The sequence below is a fragment of the Vitreimonas sp. genome, assembly GCF_036392335.1.
Lineage (GTDB): Bacteria > Pseudomonadota > Alphaproteobacteria > Caulobacterales > Aquidulcibacteraceae > Vitreimonas.
The window spans coordinates 89473-107138 of the sequence record NZ_DASVYD010000066.1; the positions used below are offsets into that span (position 1 = coordinate 89473).

The following is a 17666-nucleotide window of genomic DNA, read 5'->3' on the forward strand; positions in this document are numbered from 1 at the left end:
TCGCTCCCCCGCAATTGAGGCGGCCATGTGAGGCGGTTGGCGCAGGCTCGACAAGAGCATGCACGCGTACCGGGAGAAATCTGCGACGAATAACGCAGCTTAAATCACACGCTCGACGCCTTTTGCCGCTTTCAGCGCCGCGCGCGCCGCCGCATTAGCCGGGACCATGGCTTTTGTCGCCACATCGATCTCGCGCCCGTCCTGCAAACGGAGGATAAGCCGCAGCGCGCGCGCCTCGCCAGCATTGGCCTTTGGCAGCGCCTGGATAGTCTGCGCCAGCAGGTCTATCGGCGCGCCTTCTTTCATGATGATGCGCAGATCTTCGTTGGTACGCGCCTCGGCGGCCTCAACCGGCTCGAAAGAATCGGCCGAAAGCTTCAAGTCACCATCGCGCCAGCGCACGCGACCGCGAAACACGAACGCTTTGCCGACTTCGAGCACGTCGCGCAAAGCAGCTGTGTGCTCCGGCATGACGATCGGCTCGAAGTCTCCCGTCGGATCGGAGAGCGACACAAAAGCGAGCGTGCCGCCAGACATCGCCGGTCGATATTGTACGCGACGCACGACGCCAGCCATCGGGTAGGTGCGCGGCTCAGTCTCGCCCTCTTCGACGATGTCGGCGTAGCTAAAATAGCGCTCGCCGACATCGGCGAAGAAGTCCGACAGCGGGTGACCGGAGAGATAGAAGCCGACGCTCTCGCGCTCGGCATCGAGACGGTCCTGCGCGGACCACGCCGGCGCTTTTGGAAACGTGGGACGCGCACTGGGCTCCTCTGCGCCGAACAGCGACGTCTGCGCACTGGCCCGCTCTTCAGCCACGCGTTGGGCGTGCGCGGCGATCGTTTCGCACGCCGCGAACGCGCGGGCGCGATCTGGCTCGATGGAGTCGAACGCGCCAGCCTTGGCCAGATTCTCAAGCTGTCGGCGATTGATCGACTTCGGATCGATGCGCTCGGCGAAATCATAAAGGGCCTTGAACGGGCCGCCCTTCTTTCGCTCCGCCACCACGGCCTCCATCGCCGCAACGCCAACATTGCGTATGGCGCCGATGGCGTAACGTACGGCCACATTGCCGTCTTCCATCGGTTCCACGCTGAAATCCGGTTCGGACTTGTTGAGGTCCGGCGGCAACACGGTGACGCCGATCCTGCGTGCGTCTTGATGAAAACTCGCGAGCTTTTCGGAATTGGAGATATCGAGACTCATTGAAGCCGCGAGGAAGTCGACGGGGTAGTGCGCCTTCAGATACGCTGTTTGATAGGCGACCACCGCATAGGCGGCGGCGTGGGATTTATTGAAGCCGTAGCCCGCGAATTCCTCGACCAGATCGAAGATGTGCGAAGCAAGGTTTTCGCCGACGCCCCTTTCCTTGGCCCCGTCGATGAAGCGCGTTTTCTGCTTGGCCATTTCGGCCGGCTGCTTCTTACCCATCGCCCGGCGCAGCAAATCGGCTTCGCCTAGGCTGTAGCCCGAGAGCACCTGGGCGATCTGCATGACCTGTTCTTGATAGACGATGACGCCGTAGGTCTCTTCCAAGATCGGCTTCAACGTTTCATGCAGATAATCCGGCTTTTCGCGGCCATGCTTCACATTGGCGAAGCGGTCGATGTTCTTCATCGGGCCCGGACGGTAGAGGGAAATGAGCGCGATGACGTCTTCGAGGCAGGTCGGCTTCACCTTGCGCAGCGTGTCGCGCATGCCCTGACCTTCGAGCTGGAACACGCCGAATGTCAGACCGGATTGAAGCAGCTTGTAGGTGGCCTCGTCATCATAACCGGGATCATTCAGATCGACCTCAATCCCGCGCGCACGCAAGAACTTCACGGCGCGATCGATCACGTCCAGTGTTTTGAGGCCGAGGAAATCGAACTTTACCAGGCCCGCTTGCTCGACCCATTTCATGTTGAATTGGGTGGCAGGCAGATTGCCGCGCGGATCGCGATAGAGCGCGACGAGTTCGATCAGCGGACGATCGCCGATGACGACACCGGCGGCGTGGGTGGAGGCGTTGCGATAAAGGCCTTCGAGTTGGAGTGACGTGTCGATCAACTGGCGCACTTCGGCTTCGTTGGCGCGCGCCTCCTTGAGCTTGGGCTCGATCTCCATCGCTTCGGCCAGCGTGACGGGGTTTGCCGGGTTCGCGGGCACCAGCTTTGCCAGCTTGTCGACCTGGCCAAACGGCAATTGCATAACCCGGCCAACATCGCGCAGCACGGCGCGCGCTTGCAGCGTACCGAACGTGATGATCTGAGCGACGCGGTCTTCGCCGTATTTGTTCTTCACGTAATCGATGACTTCGCCACGACGCTCCTGGCAGAAATCAATATCGAAGTCGGGCATCGAGACGCGTTCGGGATTGAGGAAACGCTCGAACAGCAGGCCCCAACGCAGCGGATCGAGGTCAGTGATGGTCAGCGCCCAGGCGACCAACGAGCCCGCGCCCGAACCACGACCCGGCCCGACCGGAATGTCATTGGCCTTGGCCCATTTGATGAAGTCCGAAACGATCAGGAAGTAGCCGGGGAATTGCATGTGCGTGATGACGCCCAGCTCGAATTCCAACCGCTTCCAATATTCCGCTTCGGGCGCGGCGAGCTTGCCGCCGAGCGCCTTCAAGCGCGCCTTTAGCCCGGCCTCGGCCTGGGCCTTCAATTCCGCTGGCTCATCGCGGCCAGCTTTCGAATCGAAGCGCGGCAAGATCGGCTTGCGCTTCTCGACACGATAGGCGCAGCGACGCGCGATCTCGACCGTGTTTTCGATTGCTTCCGGCAGATCGGAGAAGAGCGCAACCATCTCTTCCGCACTTTTGAAATAGTGCTGTTGAGAGACGCGGGGGCGATCCTCCTCGCCAAGATAAGACGATGCAGCGATGCACATCAGCGCGTCGTGGGCGCCGTGGTCGCTGCGCTTCTCGAAGCGGATGTCGTTTGCGGCGACGAGGGGCAAGCCTAGCTTATAGGCGAGGTCAACCAACGCGCCTTCGGTATCGGCTTCGGCGCGCTCTTGGTGACGATGCAACTCAATGTAGAGGCGATCGCCAAACGCATCGGAGAGCTGGTTCAAGGCCGCTTCGACGATATCGTCCTTGTGCTCAAGCAAGAGCGGCGTGAACGCGCCCTCGCCGCCGCCTGTCAGCGCAATGAGGCCTTCGGCGTCTTGCAACACACGTGCGAAGGCGACATGCGGCACGTCGTGCTCATCGAGAAACGCCGCGCTCGATAGGCGCATCAGGTTGGCGTAGCCGGTTGCGTTTTGCGCAAAGAGAGCAAGCGCCCCATCGATACCGCCCTCGCCCTTGACGGCAAGCGAAAGCCCAACGATCGGCTGCACACCGGCTTCAGCTGCTGCTTCGGAAAATTCGAGGGCGCCGAAGAGATTGTTGGAATCCGTCAACCCCAGCGCCGGCATGTCGTGCTTGGCGGCGAGCTTCACCAACGACTTGGCCTGCACCGCGCTTTGCAGCAGCGAGTAGGCCGAACGGGCGCGCAAATGAATGAAGGGCTGGGCCATCTGATTCTCTCAGGCCCTAAGATAGGCGCTTCCGACGCTTCCCCTAAGCCTCAGCTGCGGCGCACCAGCTTGCCGTGATCCACCGCGATCACCCGATCCATATATTTCGCGAGTTCAAGATTGTGGGTGGCAATCAGGGCGGCCGCACCTTCCTTACGAACGAGGTCGGAAAGCGCCGCGAAAACAAAGGTTGAGGTGTCGGGGTCGAGGTTGCCGGTCGGCTCATCGGCCAAGATCAGAACCGGGTTGTTGATCATTGCGCGGGCGATGGCGACGCGCTGTTGCTCGCCGCCTGAGAGCTGCGCCGGCTGGTGATGGATGCGTTTCGCCAAGCCCATCACGCCCAACAGGCGCTCAGCCTCGTTCAAAGCCTCACGCTTCGGTCTCCCCGCAATGAGGGCGGGCAGCGCGACGTTATAGAGTGCGTCAAACTCTGGCAGCAGATGATGGAATTGATAGACGAAGCCGATCTTGTTGCGGCGGATATTGGCGCGGCCTTCATCGCCCATCGCCCAACCGGACACACCCGCGATGGTGACTTCGCCGGCGCTTGGTTTTTCCAGCATCCCGGCCGCGTGAAGCAGCGACGACTTGCCGGAGCCCGACGGGCCGATGAGGCCGACAATTTCGCCGGGTGCGATGTCGAGGTCGACATTGTCGAGCACGACCAATTCGGTATCGCCGGATTGGTAGCGGCGCGACAGCCCTTTGAGGCTAAGCACGGGCGCGGCTGTTGTGGACGAGCTTTGCACCTGCACATCACTCATAGCGCAGCGCCTCCACCGGATCGAACCGCGACGCCCACCACGAGGTCAAAAGCGTCGATATAAACGTCACCGAGATGGTGAACACTGAGATCAGCGCCACCTCACCCCATTCCACACGGGCGGGCAACGTCTCCAGCGAATAGACGGTGCCTGGGAAAAGATCGAAGCCCGTCAACGCCTGAATCGTGTTTTGAATGGTCTCGATATTCATACAGAAGCCGATCCCGAACAGCAGCCCCAGCGACAGCCCAAGCACGCCCAGGCTCGCGCTCGCCATGAAGAACACGCGCATGATCGCACCGCGCGTGGCGCCGATGGTGCGCAGGATGGCTATGTCGCGGCTCTTATTCTTCACCAGCATGATCAGGCCAGTGATGACGTTGAGCGCCGCAATCGCAACAAGGATCATCAAGATCAGCCGCATGACGTTTCGCTCGACAACCAACGCGTCGGAGAGCCCTTGGCTCTTCGCGCGCCAATCGTAGATGAACGCATCTGGCCCGAGCCTTGAGCGCAGATCCGTCATCACCTGCACGGTCCGATCTGGGTCGCGCACGCGGATTTCCAACTCATCCGCGCCATCGCCCTTGCCGAACATCACCTGGGCTTGTTCGAGCGGCATATAGATGAGTGCGGAATCAAACTCGGCCATGCCGACGCTGAAGACGCCGCCAATCAAAAAGGCTTTGCGGCGCGGCGTCAGGCCGAATGGGGTCGCCGAACCTTGTGGCGAGATCAGCGTAATCGCCATGTTTTCGGTCACGCCGAGCGCCGCGGCCAGGCGATCGCCGACGAGAATCGACGGCGCTTCAACGCCCTGGAAATTCTCCAAACCGCCGCCGGGCCGGATCGAGTCCATTACGATTGGCAGCTGCGCCAATTCTTGGCGCGGAATGCCGCGTACGATAACGCCGGAAGCCAAGCCATCCGACGTCGCCAAGGCCTGCGCGTTGATGATCGGCGTAACGTGCGTCACTTCTGGAGACTGCCGCGCCAATTGCGCTAGCCGCTCGATCTCCGAGCCCGGCATGTTGCGCACGTCGACATAGACGTGGCCGTTCACGCCGAGGATGCGCGAGAGCAATGTCTCGCGGAAACCGTTCATCACAGACATGGTGACGATCAGCGCGAATACTGCGAGCGTGATGGCGACAACCGAGATCACCGAAATCAGCGCCACCCCGCCATGCTGGCGCTTGGCGCGCAGATAGCGACCAGCGAGCATGCGCTCGAACAAACCGAACGGTTGGGAATTTCCGCTCATCAATATGCCCGCGCGATCAAAATCTCTTCCACGGCTTGTTCGCCGCTGAATATGCATTTTCCGAACGAGGATGGCTGCGACGCTGGCGCGTTGCGGATGGTCAGCTTCAGCGCTTTCAGGCGTTCCCCGACTTTCTCAAGCGCATCCCCGGTCGGGCGCGCCCAATGCACGCGCGCCCAGCCCTTGAACTCGCCCTCTGTGTCCTCGGTTCCATAATAGGCTTCGAGGTCGGCGAAGGTTTTGAAATCGGCGCGGATATTGTTGTCCATGCGCGCCTTGGCTTCGGCGTAAAGCTCAGCCTGCGTTTCTTCCAGCAGCTTCGCGGCCTGGGCTATGAAATCGGCGCGGCTGACCGAGTGCGATTTGATCTTGTCGCCTTCGCGCAGCGCATTGCGCTTGATGAAGGTGACTTGGCCGTTGGCGGCGTCGCGCGGGCCGATTTCGCAGATCAGCGGCGCACCGCGGCGCACCCAATCCCAACGCTTATCGGCGGGCTTGGCGTCCTTGATGTCGACATAGGCGCGCACCGGCCAGCCGAAGGCGCTGAGCTTGTTCAGCTCCGCCACCAGCGCAGCGCAATATGCCTTAAGCTCCGCGTCCTCGGGTTTGCCGCGCAGCATGGGCACAACCACGATCTGACGCGGCGCGGCGGCCGGCGGCGTGCGTAGGCCGTCATCATCACCGTGCGTCATGATCACGCCGCCGATCATGCGCGTGGACATGCCCCAGGACGTGGTGTGCGCCAACGTCTGGCCACCCTCCTTGTCCTGATAGCGAATGTTCTGCGCTTCTGAGAAATGCGTGCCGAGATAGTGCGAGGTGCCGGCCTGCAGCGCCTTGCCGTCCTGCATCATCGCTTCGATCGAATAGGTGCGCACAGCGCCGGGGAAGCGCTCGTTCTCCGGCTTCTCGCCGTGGATCACCGGCATCGCCAAAAAATCCTCGGCGAAGCTGCGATAGAGTTCGAGCGCCCACATTGTCTCGACCATCGCGTCGGCTTCATCGACGTGAACCGTGTGGCCTTCCTGCCAAAGGAATTCTGCTGTGCGCAGGAACATGCGCGTACGCATCTCCCAGCGCATCACGTTGGCCCATTGGTTCAGCTTGAGCGGCAGATCGCGATAGGATTTCACCCAGCGGCTGAAGGCGTCGCCGATGATCGTCTCCGAGGTCGGACGAATGATGAGCGGCTCGGTGAGTTCAGCGTCGGGATCAGGCTTCAACTCCCCATCGATCTGCTTCAGGCGATGGTGCGTGACGACAGCCATCTCCTTAGCGAAGCCTTCGACGTGCTCGGCCTCCTTCGCAAAGAACGCCAGCGGGATCAGCAGCGGGAAATAATAATTGTCGTGCCCTGCTTCCTTGATGCGGCGATCAAGCTCGCCTTGGATGCGCTCCCAAAGCCCCATGCCCCATGGCTTGATGATCATCGAGCCGCGCGTCGGCGACAGCTCCGCCAGATCGGCGTCGCGCACGACGGTTTGGTACCATTCAGGAAAATCTTGGGCGCGCGTGACCCGAAGCGCATGCATGGCGGTGGACTTCCTCGAACTTGGAGGCGCTTGGATAGACTGGCGGCGGCCCGCCCGCAACGCGGCCTAGCCCGGGCGCATGCCAAATAGATCCACCGAAACGGCCCAATAGACGACCAGCCACAAAATGGCCGCGATCCCCGCCGCCCACAGCGCCTTTTTTCGGAGATTGTGCACTTTGGGGGCGCCCACCTCCGAGCCCGGCGGCACGGCCTCATCCGCCTCATGATGGCTCTGCGCACCCACCGGCAGCATCACGAAGAACGAGAGCCACCAGAGGATGACGTAGATCGCGATGCCGAGAAAAAGGCCCATCAGTGTTCGCCCTTGGGCGTTTCCATCAATTCGATCAGCACGCCGTTGGAATTCTTCGGGTGAATGAAAATGATCGGCGTACCGTGGGCGCCAATGCGCGGTTCGTTGAGCACAGTGGCCCCACGCCTCACCATTTCATCGCGCGCGGCGTAGATGTCGACCACCTCGAAGCAAACATGATGCTGGCCCCCGCTCGGATTCTTCTCGAGGAATTTCCTGATCGGAGAATTCTCGCCAAGCGGCTCGATTAGCTCGATTTGGGAATTGGCGACGTTCACGAACGCGAACTTGACGCCCTGCGCCGCAAGTTCGCGCGTTTCGGTAATGTCGCTGTCCGGCACGCCATAAAGCGTGCGGTAGGTCTGCTTCGCCTCCTCGATCGAAGGCACTGCGACACCCACGTGATTGAGCCGCCCGATCATGGCCCTACTCCCTTTCAAGTCCAAGTCCAGGTCAACTTAGATGCGGAGCACCGTGACGTCGACCAGGGGCCGCTTGCGCCATAAGCGCTCAGCCGCCTTACGAACCGAACGCATCAGCGTCGTCTCCACCGTTTCGTCATCCCCCCGCTCGGAATGGTTGAGCTTCGTGAACGCCGCCTTGGCCGTGCGCTCGAGGTCCTCCAGGGCAATATCGAGATCCTCTTCATCATCCATGGTCAGGCCGCGAATGCTGACTGTGGGCCCCGCAAGAATGGCATTCTTGCCGCTGACGGCGAGGGAGACATGGACGGCGCCCTCCGCGCCCAGCCGCTTGCGGTCACGCAGGGCGTCGTCGTCGGATTCAATGATGATGTTGCCATCGACATAGAGCCGCCCAGACGGCACCTCATCGATCAGCGCGGCGGGTCCGGGCGCCAAACGGATGAGGTCGCCGTTCCTTGGGGCGATCTGTTCGGGCACCTGCATCTCCTGCGCGAGCTTTACGTGCTCACGGATGTGGCGCTTCTCGCCATGCACCGGCACGGCGATGCGAGGGCGCGCCCATTGGTACATCTGACGCAATTCGTCCCGCGCAGGATGGCCCGACACGTGCACGAAATGATCGTCGGCGGTGATCAGTTCGACGCCCTTCTCCAGAAACGCGTTCTGCAAATCGTGGATCGCCGCTTCATTGCCGGGAATCACGCGCGAGGAGAAGATGACCGTATCGCCCTCTCTAAGCGTCACATGTCGATGCTCGCCGCGCGCAATGCGCGAAAGCGCCGCCCGCGCCTCGCCCTGGCTGCCGGTACAGAGATAGAGCACGTGTTCGGGATCGAGCGCCCCAGCATCTTCCTCATCGATTGTCTGCGGCGCATCCTGCAACAGGCCTACACTTTTCGCCGCGGCGAAGATGCGATGCATCGAGCGACCCACGAGACACGGCGTGCGGCCTGTCGCTTTCGCCGCCATCAACGCGGTTTCGACGCGTGCGACATTCGACGCGAACGCGGTCACGGCAACCCGGCCCGCACACCCTGCGATCACTTCAGTGAGCTTTTTGCGTACTTCAGCTTCGGAGCCGGCTGTGCCCTCTACCAGTACGTTGGTGCTGTCGCACACCATCGCGAGCACGCCCTCTTCGGCCATCTCGCGTAACTTGGCTTCGTCGGTCGTCTCACCGATCAACGGATCAGGATCAATCTTCCAGTCACCGGTGTGCCAGACGAGACCGAGCGGGGTCCGGATGGCGAGGCCGTTCGGCTCTGGGATCGAGTGCGTGAGCGTGACGAAATCGATCTCAAATGGGCCAAGTTTCAAATGGCCTTTGAGCGGAATTTCGGTGAGCGACACCTTCTCGAGCAAATTGTGCTCTTTGAGCTTCTCACGCACGAGTGCGGCCGTGAACGGCGTTGCGTAGACCGGCGCCCTGAAGCGCGGCCAGAGCCAGCCGATTGCGCCGATATGATCCTCATGCGCGTGCGTCAGCACAATGCCGATGATGTTGTCGCGCTCTTCTTCGAGATAGGTCGGGTCCGGGAGAATAATGTCGACGCCGGGCGTACTGTCCTCACGGCCGAAGGTGACGCCAAGGTCGACGATGATCCATTTGCGCGCGTCCGGCGGACCGAAGCCGTACGCGTTGAGATTCATGCCGATCTCGCCAGAGCCGCCGAGCGGCAGAAACACCAATTCGTCGTCCGACTTCGCCTGCATCAAAACGTGCCGCCATTCCTTTTGTAGATTTCGAGCAGGCCGCGCGACGTCACATCTTGATCAAAGTGATCAATGTACGGGAACGAGCCCTCGAAGATCGACGCCACGCCGCCGGTGGCGATCGTCTTCATCGGCTCACCGTACTCCGCGCGGATGCGCCGGCACAGCCCTTCGATCATATCGATGGAACCCCAATAGATCCCCGATTGCATGGCGCTGACGGTGTCCTTGCCAATGACACGCCCCGGATCGCGGATCTCCACGCGCGGCAGACGCGCCGCCGCCTCGTGCAACGCCTGCAGCGACAGGTTGATCCCGGGCAGGATGATTCCGCCTTCAAAGGCCCCGTCTTTGCCGACGATATCGAATGTGGTCGCCGTGCCGCTGTCGATGACGATGCACGGCCCCCCATATTCCACATAAGCGCCGACTGCGTTGACCAATCGGTCCGCGCCCGCTTCACTGGGCTTATCGATGCGCACTTCGATCCCGAGTGCGACGCCCGGTTCCCCAATCACCAACGGCTCGGCATTGATATAGCGGCGCGAGAGATTGCGCAGATTGAACAACGCTTGCGGCACAACCGTGGAGACAATGCAGGCGTGCATGTCACCGAAACTCAAGCCCGCGAGCGCCATGCTCTGCGAGAGCCATGGTGCGTACTCATCCGCCGTGCGGCGCGAGTCCGTTGAGGCGCGCCATTGCGCGCGCCATTCCTTGCCGTCGTGCACGGCGAATTTCGTGTTGGTGTTGCCGACGTCGATGGCGAGAAGCATGATTTAGCCTGCACTCTTGGGCAGCAACACATCGCCGGCGGCGATGAGCCTTCGGCCCGTATCGGTGTCTAATTCGAGTTCGCCGCGCGCCGAGATACCAGCAATGCGGCCTTCAATGACATTTTCCCCCTGCACGATGCGCGCCTCGCGGCCCAGGCCGTGGGCGCGTTGCAGCCAGGCCTGGCGCAGCGGCTCAAAGCCGACGCTTTGGGTGCGCGCGGACCAGGCTTCCAGACGTGGGCGCAGCATCGCCAGAAACTGCAATGGCTCGGGCGCGGGCGCGTCCGGCGGGAGGATCGAGCGCAGGCTGATCGTTTCTTGGTCGAGATTCTCGGGCGCCGCAGCGAGGTTCACGCCGAAGGCCAAGGCAACCCATGCGCCGCCGCCGGGCAATGCGCCGCTGTCGAGCAAAATGCCCGCCGCCTTCGCGCCATCGACAAACACGTCGTTCGGCCATTTCAACGTGGCGCTGCCGGCGCCGATGATGCTGTCGATCGTCTCGGCAATAGCCACACCCGTGGCGAAGCCAAGCAATGCGATTTCAGCGGGTGGGCGGTCCGTGGTGAAGAGATAGGTCGCCAGCAGATTGCCATCGCGCGACACCCAAGGACGACCGCGACGACCGCGCCCCGCGGTTTGACGCTTGGCGATCAGCCACACAGGTCCAAACTCGCCGCGCTCGGCACGGCGTCGCGCCTCCAGAATTGTGGAGTCGATCTCGTCGAAGATTTCGACCGGCGCTTGGCCGTCGATCATCAGACCTGCTTTCTCAGTTCCACATGCGCACGGCTGTTTCGGCCCATCGTTGCAGCGCGCCAAGCGCCAACACCAGGACGGGGAACGAGAGCGCCGCGGCAAGCGTCGCGGTGAGCGCCACCGTGCTGCTGGCCTTCTGCAGAGCCGGCGCGGGCGGCGCGAACCACACCGACGCTAGAATACGCAAATAGTACGCCGCCGACACCACCGCCGCCACGGCGCCGACGATGGCGAGCCAGACAAGACCCGCGTCGACCGCCGCTGCGAACACCAAGAACTTGCCGATGAAGCCCGCGAACGGCGGGATGCCAGCGATGGAGAAGAGCAGCATCGTGAACAATGCGGCCATCCACGCACGCTTTTGCGCAAGCCCGGCGAGGTCGCCGATCGTCTCTGCCGGCTCACCGTTACGCTGCATTGAGATGATCAACGCAAAGATGCCGATATTGGCCGGCAGATAGAGCGCCAAATAGATCAGCGCCGACGCAGGTCCCTGCTCCGGTCCAGCCGCCAGGCCCATGAGCGCAAAGCCCATGTTCGTGATCGAAGAATAGGCCATCAGACGCTTGAGGTTGGTCTGCAGCAGTGCGCCGAATGCGCCCCACACCATCGAGATCGCGGCGAGCGCCATCACGACTTGCTGCCATTGCGCGAGCATGCCGCCGAACGGTTCGTAGAGAACCCGCGCCATCAGCGCGACAGCGGCCACTTTAGGCGCGGCGGCGAAGAAGGCGGTCACCGGGGTCGGTGCGCCTTCGTACACGTCCGGCGTCCACATGTGGAATGGCGCGGCGCTCATCTTGAAGCCGAGCGCGCAGAGCATGAGCACGAGCCCAAACACAAGGCCAATCCCGCCCGCGCCTTCATTCACGGCAGCAGCGATCTGGTCGAAGCGGATCGAGCCGGTGAAGCCATAGACGAACGACGCGCCGAACAGCAACAGGCCCGACGAGATCGCACTCAACACGAAATATTTAAGGCCGGCTTCGGAGGAACGCGCATCGTCTCGACGCCAAGCCGCCAGCACATAGGCGGCCAAGCTCTGCAGTTCGACGCCGACGTAAAGGCTGATCAAATCCTGCGCCGAGACCATGACGAACATGCCGAGTACGGCGAGCGCCATGAGCACGGGATATTCAAAGCGCCGGTCGCCCGCGCGCGAGAAATGATCCGCGCCAACGAGCAGAGCGGCCGCAGCCGATAAGCTTATCAACACTTTGGCGAACACGGAGACGCCGTCGACCACCATGGCGCCTTGGAAGATCGAGGCGGGTGCGCTTGGATTTTGCATCCAGGCGACGGCGCCGGCGGCCACGAGGACACCCACGCCGAGCAGCGAAAGCAGGCCAAAGACCTTCTGCCCGCCCCACGCGCCGATCACAGCGCCAAGCAGCGCGAACGCAGCCAGCAGCAATTCCGGCCGCGCGTACGGCAGGGAGTGCATAAGATCGTTGAGCGGGGTCATGGTGCGGCTCCCGCGAAGGCGGACACAATCGTTTCAGCCGAAGCCTTGGTGAAGTCGAGCACGAGGCTCGGTGCAAAGCCCATCAGCAACGTGGCGATGATCAGCGGCACGAACAGCACCCATTCACGCGCGTCGATATCGGTGATGCCGTCAAGCTTCGGGTTCTCGATGTTGCCGAGCGCGACCTTGCGATAGAGCGTCAGCGCATAGGCGGCTGACAGAATCACGCCGAGCGCGGCCGCCGCGGCGAACCAGGCGTTGACCTGGAACGTGCCGAGCATGGTGAGGATTTCCCCAGGGAATCCGGACGTGCCCGGCAAGCCCACATTGCCCATGGTGAAGAGCAAGAAGATCGCGGCGTACACCGGCATGCGGTTCACAAGACCGCCATAGAAGGCGATCTCGCGCGTGTGCATGCGGTCGTAAACCACGCCGACGCAGAGGAAGAGCGCCCCGGAGATGATCCCGTGCGACAGCATCTGGAAAATTGCGCCCTGCACGCCCTGAATGTTGCCCGCGAAGATGCCGAGCGTGACGAAACCCATGTGCGCCACGGACGAGTAGGCGATCAGCTTCTTCATATCGAGCTGACGGAACGCGACCAGCGACGCCCAGACGATGGCGATCACAGAAAGCGTGAACACGAACGGCGTGAAATAGTGCGACGCGTCCGGGAACATCGGCAGCGAGAAGCGCAGGAAGCCATAGCCGCCCATCTTCAGCAGAATGGCGGCCAGCACGACCGAGCCGGCCGTCGGCGCCTCGACGTGCGCGTCCGGCAACCAAGTGTGCACCGGCCACATCGGCATCTTCACCGCGAACGACGCAAAGAAGGCAAGCCAGAGCCAGATTTGAATATCCGGACTGAAACCGCCCTGCGCCGCGAACGCGGTCAGCGCCGGTATGTTCGACGGGTTTTCGATGCCCGCGTTGCGCGCCATCGCCATCATGGCGACGATCGCGACCAGCATCAGCAATGAGCCGAGCAACGTGTACAGGAAGAATTTGAACGCCGCATAGACGCGACGCTGTCCGCCCCACACGCCGATCAGAATGAACATCGGAATGAGGCCGCCTTCGAAGAAGACGTAGAAGAGCACGATGTCCTGTGCACAGAAGACGCCGATCATCAGCGTCTCAAGCACGAGGAAGAGCACCATATAGCTCGCGACCTGCTTCTCGATGTGCCAGCTGGCGAGAATGCAGATCGGCATCAGGAACGTGGTCAGCAGCACCAGCGACATGGCGAGCGTATCGACGCCCATCGCGTAGGACATGCCGAAGGCCCACGGCACATTCTCCGTGAGCTGGAATTCCGGATTGTTCGGATTGAACGCCGCGAACGCAAAGAGCGAGGCGATGAAGGTCGCGATCGTCACCACCAACGTGATGATGCGTACGCCTTGGTCGAAGCCCGGATTTTCGCCGCGCAACATGGCGCGCGCCGCAAGCACCCAAATGGCGCCCGCCGCCGGCAGGAACGTGACGATGGAGAGCAGCGGCCAGCCCGCGAGAAACTCGCTCATGGCGCGCCTCCGATGCCAGCGAAGATCGCATAGGCGCCGAACGCCACCGCCGCGATCAGCATGAGGAAGCTATAATGGTACACAAAGCCCGTCTGCAGACGCCGCAGATTGCGTGAGAAGAAGCGCGACGTCGCAGCCACGCCATCGGGGCCGAGCCCGTCGATGGTTTTCTGGTCGCCCCACTTCCAGAAGATGTCGCCAATGGCGCGTGCGCCTTTGACGAAGATGAAGTCGTAGATCTCGTCGAAATACCACTTGTTGTAGAGGAACGCGTGCAGCGGACCCTTCGCCATCGCCTTCGAGGCGCCCGGCTTCCAAAGATAGAAGATGATGGCCAGCAAGAAGCCCGTCACCGTCACGACGAGCGGCGCCCAAAGCACCCAGGTCGGGAAATCGTGGTGGCCTTCGTGGAACGGAATGGCGTGATCCCAGAACTCGCCGGCATGGTGACCGAGGAAGTACGGATAGAATATATATCCCGCGAGCACCGCGCCTGCCGCCAAAACGAACAAGGGCACGAGCATCACCCATGGCGATTCATGCGCGGGCGCTGAACCGTCGGCAGGCTTGTGGTGGCCGTCATGGCCGTGGTGACCGTGATCATCGTGCGCCGCATGCGCGTGAACGTCATGTGCGCCGTGCGCGTCGTGGTGATGCGCGTTCGGATTGCCGCGATACTTGCCTTCGAACGTCATGAAAGCGAGGCGCCACGAATAGAAGCTCGTCAGCAGCGCCGCGCTGATGCCGCACCAAAACGCGAATTGCGCGCCGATACCGTGGCTGCCATAGGCAGCTTCGATGATCGCGTCCTTCGAATAGAAGCCGGCGAAACCGCCGATGCCGGGGATGCCGAAACCGATCAGCGCCAGCGTGCCGATCGTCATCATCGCCCAGGTGATCATCATGGGCTTACGCACGCCGCCCATGTAGCGCATGTCCTGCTCGTGATGCAGGCCGTGGATGACGGAGCCCGCGCCAAGGAAGAGCAACGCCTTGAAGAAGGCGTGCGTGAACAGGTGGAACATGGCCGCGTTGTAGGCGCCCACGCCCGCCGCGAAGAACATGTAGCCGAGCTGCGAACAGGTCGAATACGCAATCACGCGCTTAATGTCGTTCTGCGCCAGGCCAACCGTCGCGGCGAACAGAGCCGTGACCGCCCCGATGATGGTGACGAAGCCCGACGTCAGCGGCGCCATCTCGAACATCTCGCCGCAGCGCGCGACCATGAACACGCCCGCGGTCACCATGGTGGCGGCGTGAATGAGCGCGGAGACCGGCGTCGGGCCTTCCATCGCGTCCGGCAACCAGACGTGTAGGAAGAATTGCGCCGACTTGCCCATCGCGCCGATGAACAGAAGGAAGGTCACCACTTCGATGGCGCGGAATTGCACTTCGCCAACGCCCAGCATCATGTCGGGGGCGGCGGCCGCGGCTTCGAACACGGCGTCGTATTGAATCGAGCCGTAGCAGAAGAACGCGGCCATGATGCCGAGCGCGAAGCCGAAATCGCCGACGCGGTTGGTCACGAAGGCCTTGATCGAGGCGTCATTGGCCGAACGCTTCTGGAACCAGAAGCCGATCAACAGATACGAGGCGACGCCGACCCCTTCCCAGCCGAAGAAGAGCTGCAGGAAGTCGTTCGCCGTCACCAGCGCAAGCATCGAGAAGGTGAAGAACGAAAGATAGGAGAAGAACCGCGCGCGGTGCGGGTCTTCCGCCATGTAGCCGATCGAATAGACGTGAACCAGGAACGAGACCGTGTTCACGACCACGAGCATGATCGCCGAGAGCGTGTCGATGCGCACGCTCCAAGTGGAGGTGAAGCCGGCGACATCGATGAAGCGGAACAGCTCGATGACGCGCGCCGTCTCATCGCCCCAGACGAAGCCGATGAAAATCGGCCACGACAGGGCGAGCGAAACACCGACCGAGCCGGTAGTGATCGCCATCGCGGCTTTGTCGCCGATGTAGCGTTGCAAGAGGCCTGCGATCGCGGCCGCGACGAGCGGGCCTAGGACGATCAGGACTTCGGGGGAGAATTGCACCGTCTCAGCCCCTCATCTGATTGATGTCTTCGACGGCGATGCCGCCGCGATTGCGGAAATAGGTGACGAGAATGGCAAGCCCCACCGCGGCTTCCGCGGCGGCGACCGTCAGCACCATCATCGCGAAAATTTGACCTTCGAGGTTCTGCAGGAAGGCCGAAAACGCGACGAGATTGATGTTCACCGAGAGCAGAACCAGCTCAATCGACATCAGAATGATGATGACGTTTTTGCGGTTCACGAAAATGCCGAAGACGCCGATCGTGAAGAGCGCGGCGGCGACGAACAGATAATGGGCGAGCGTGATCTCCATCAGCCGATCCCCTGCCCTGGGCGGATGTCCTTAAGCTCGACACCCTCGGAGCGCTTGCGGCCGACTTGCGCGGCGATGTCCTGCTTCTTGACGCCCGGACGATGGCGCAGCGTCAGCACGATCGCGCCGATCATGGCGACGAAGAGCACGAGTCCTGCGAGTTGGAAGACGAGCAGATAGTCCGTGTACAGCACTTGCCCGATGGCTTCGGCGTTGGTGACGTCGCCGGGCGCGGCCGGCGTCAGCGCGATCGGGGCGCCGTCTGCCGACATTGCGGCGCTGGCGACTAAGCCAAGCTCCCCCAGCAGCGCCGCCGCGACCAGCGCACCGATCGGCGCGTAACTCAGGAAGCCCTGCTTCAGCTCGGCGAAATCGACGTCGAGCATCATGACTACGAACAGGAAGAGCACCGCCACCGCGCCGACATAAACGACGATCAGCAGCATCGCCAAAAATTCGGCGCCGAGCAGCACAAACAATCCCGCCGACGTGAAGAAGGTCAGGATCAAAAACAAAACGGAGTGCACAGGGTTGCGCGCCGAGATCACCGCAAACGCGGATACGATCGCAGTCGCAGCCAGCACGTAGAAGGCGATGCTCGCCAACATGCGTTACGCTCTCCCTCTCCTCACCCACTTGCGGGGGAGGTGTCGTGAGCGAAGCCAACGACGGAGGGGGTGCGTCCGGCGGATGCCGAGCACCTTCGCCCCCTCAGTCCGCTTCGCGGACAGCTCCCCCGCAAGCGGAGGAGCATTGTTTACGGCCACGCCCTATCGGTAAGGCGCGTCCAGTTCCAAATTCTTCGCGATCTCCCGCTCCCAGCGATCGCCGTTCGCGAGCAGACGTTCTTTGTCGTAATAGAGTTCTTCGCGCGTCTCGGTGGCGAACTCGAAGTTCGGACCCTCGACGATGGCGTCGACCGGGCACGCTTCCTGGCAATAGCCGCAATAAATGCACTTCACCATGTCGATGTCGTAGCGCGTGGTGCGACGCGAGCCGTCTTCGCGCGGCTCAGCTTCGATGGTGATGGCTTGTGCGGGGCAAATCGCTTCGCAGAGCTTGCAAGCGATGCAGCGCTCTTCGCCGTTGGCGTAGCGGCGTAGCGCATGCTCACCACGGAAACGCGGGGAAAGCGGCCCCTTCTCGAACGGGTAATTCACCGTCGCCTTGCGCGTGAAGAAATACTTCATGCCGAGGGCGAAGCCCCCGATCATGTCGAGCATCAAAGCGCCCTTCGCGGCTTGGAGTAAGCGCGACAT

The 17666-nt window shown here is 62.0% G+C and carries 15 protein-coding genes; all 15 read right to left on the minus strand.

The features are described from left to right. Positions 1–99: 99 nt before the first annotated feature. Positions 100–3510 (minus strand): DNA polymerase III subunit alpha, encoded by a 3411-nt coding sequence (gene dnaE / locus VF769_RS15400; protein WP_331009312.1) that lies wholly within the window; start codon positions 3508–3510, stop codon positions 100–102. Between the two features lie 50 nt (positions 3511–3560). Next, positions 3561–4277 (minus strand): ABC transporter ATP-binding protein, encoded by a 717-nt coding sequence (locus VF769_RS15405; protein ID WP_331009313.1) that lies wholly within the window; start codon positions 4275–4277, stop codon positions 3561–3563. After that, the gene (locus tag VF769_RS15410; RefSeq protein WP_331009314.1) at positions 4270–5541 is read right to left on the minus strand and encodes a lipoprotein-releasing ABC transporter permease subunit; all 1272 of its coding nucleotides are present in this window, start codon (positions 5539–5541) and stop codon (positions 4270–4272) included. Before VF769_RS15410 ends, VF769_RS15405 begins: the two co-directional genes overlap by 8 nt. After that, a complete protein-coding gene (locus tag VF769_RS15415; RefSeq protein ID WP_331009315.1) occupies positions 5541–7073 on the minus strand; it encodes an aminoacyl--tRNA ligase-related protein in 1533 nt (510 codons plus the stop codon). The genes VF769_RS15410 and VF769_RS15415 overlap by 1 nt, the downstream gene beginning before the upstream one ends. A gap of 66 nt (positions 7074–7139) precedes the next feature. Continuing rightward, the gene (locus VF769_RS15420; RefSeq protein ID WP_331009316.1) at positions 7140–7388 is read right to left on the minus strand and encodes a DUF1467 family protein; all 249 of its coding nucleotides are present in this window, start codon (positions 7386–7388) and stop codon (positions 7140–7142) included. Further along, entirely contained in the window at positions 7388–7810 is a 423-nt protein-coding gene (mce, locus tag VF769_RS15425) for a methylmalonyl-CoA epimerase (RefSeq protein ID WP_331009317.1), read from the minus strand. Before mce ends, VF769_RS15420 begins: the two co-directional genes overlap by 1 nt. A 36-nt stretch (positions 7811–7846) precedes the next feature. Beyond that, positions 7847–9526, minus strand: a complete 1680-nt coding sequence (locus tag VF769_RS15430; RefSeq protein ID WP_331009318.1) for a ribonuclease J — start codon at positions 9524–9526, stop codon at positions 7847–7849. Beyond that, a complete protein-coding gene (locus tag VF769_RS15435) occupies positions 9526–10305 on the minus strand; it encodes a type III pantothenate kinase (RefSeq protein WP_349258157.1) in 780 nt (259 codons plus the stop codon). Before VF769_RS15435 ends, VF769_RS15430 begins: the two co-directional genes overlap by 1 nt. Continuing rightward, on the minus strand, positions 10306–11058 hold the full coding sequence (locus VF769_RS15440) for a biotin--[acetyl-CoA-carboxylase] ligase (RefSeq protein ID WP_331009320.1): 753 nt from the start codon (positions 11056–11058) through the stop codon (positions 10306–10308). A gap of 13 nt (positions 11059–11071) precedes the next feature. Then, positions 11072–12523: an NADH-quinone oxidoreductase subunit NuoN gene (nuoN, locus tag VF769_RS15445; RefSeq protein WP_331009321.1), complete on the minus strand. Its 1452-nt coding sequence runs from the start codon at positions 12521–12523 to the stop codon at positions 11072–11074. After that, entirely contained in the window at positions 12520–14049 is a 1530-nt protein-coding gene (locus tag VF769_RS15450; RefSeq protein ID WP_331009322.1) for an NADH-quinone oxidoreductase subunit M, read from the minus strand. Before VF769_RS15450 ends, nuoN begins: the two co-directional genes overlap by 4 nt. After that, on the minus strand, positions 14046–16094 hold the full coding sequence (gene nuoL / locus VF769_RS15455; protein ID WP_331009323.1) for an NADH-quinone oxidoreductase subunit L: 2049 nt from the start codon (positions 16092–16094) through the stop codon (positions 14046–14048). Before nuoL ends, VF769_RS15450 begins: the two co-directional genes overlap by 4 nt. 4 nt (positions 16095–16098) lie before the next feature. Then, positions 16099–16407 (minus strand): NADH-quinone oxidoreductase subunit NuoK, encoded by a 309-nt coding sequence (gene nuoK / locus VF769_RS15460; RefSeq protein WP_135210062.1) that lies wholly within the window; start codon positions 16405–16407, stop codon positions 16099–16101. Further along, entirely contained in the window at positions 16407–17015 is a 609-nt protein-coding gene (locus VF769_RS15465; RefSeq protein WP_349258153.1) for an NADH-quinone oxidoreductase subunit J, read from the minus strand. Before VF769_RS15465 ends, nuoK begins: the two co-directional genes overlap by 1 nt. A gap of 162 nt (positions 17016–17177) precedes the next feature. Next, positions 17178–17666: an NADH-quinone oxidoreductase subunit NuoI gene (gene nuoI, locus VF769_RS15470; protein WP_331009324.1), complete on the minus strand. Its 489-nt coding sequence runs from the start codon at positions 17664–17666 to the stop codon at positions 17178–17180.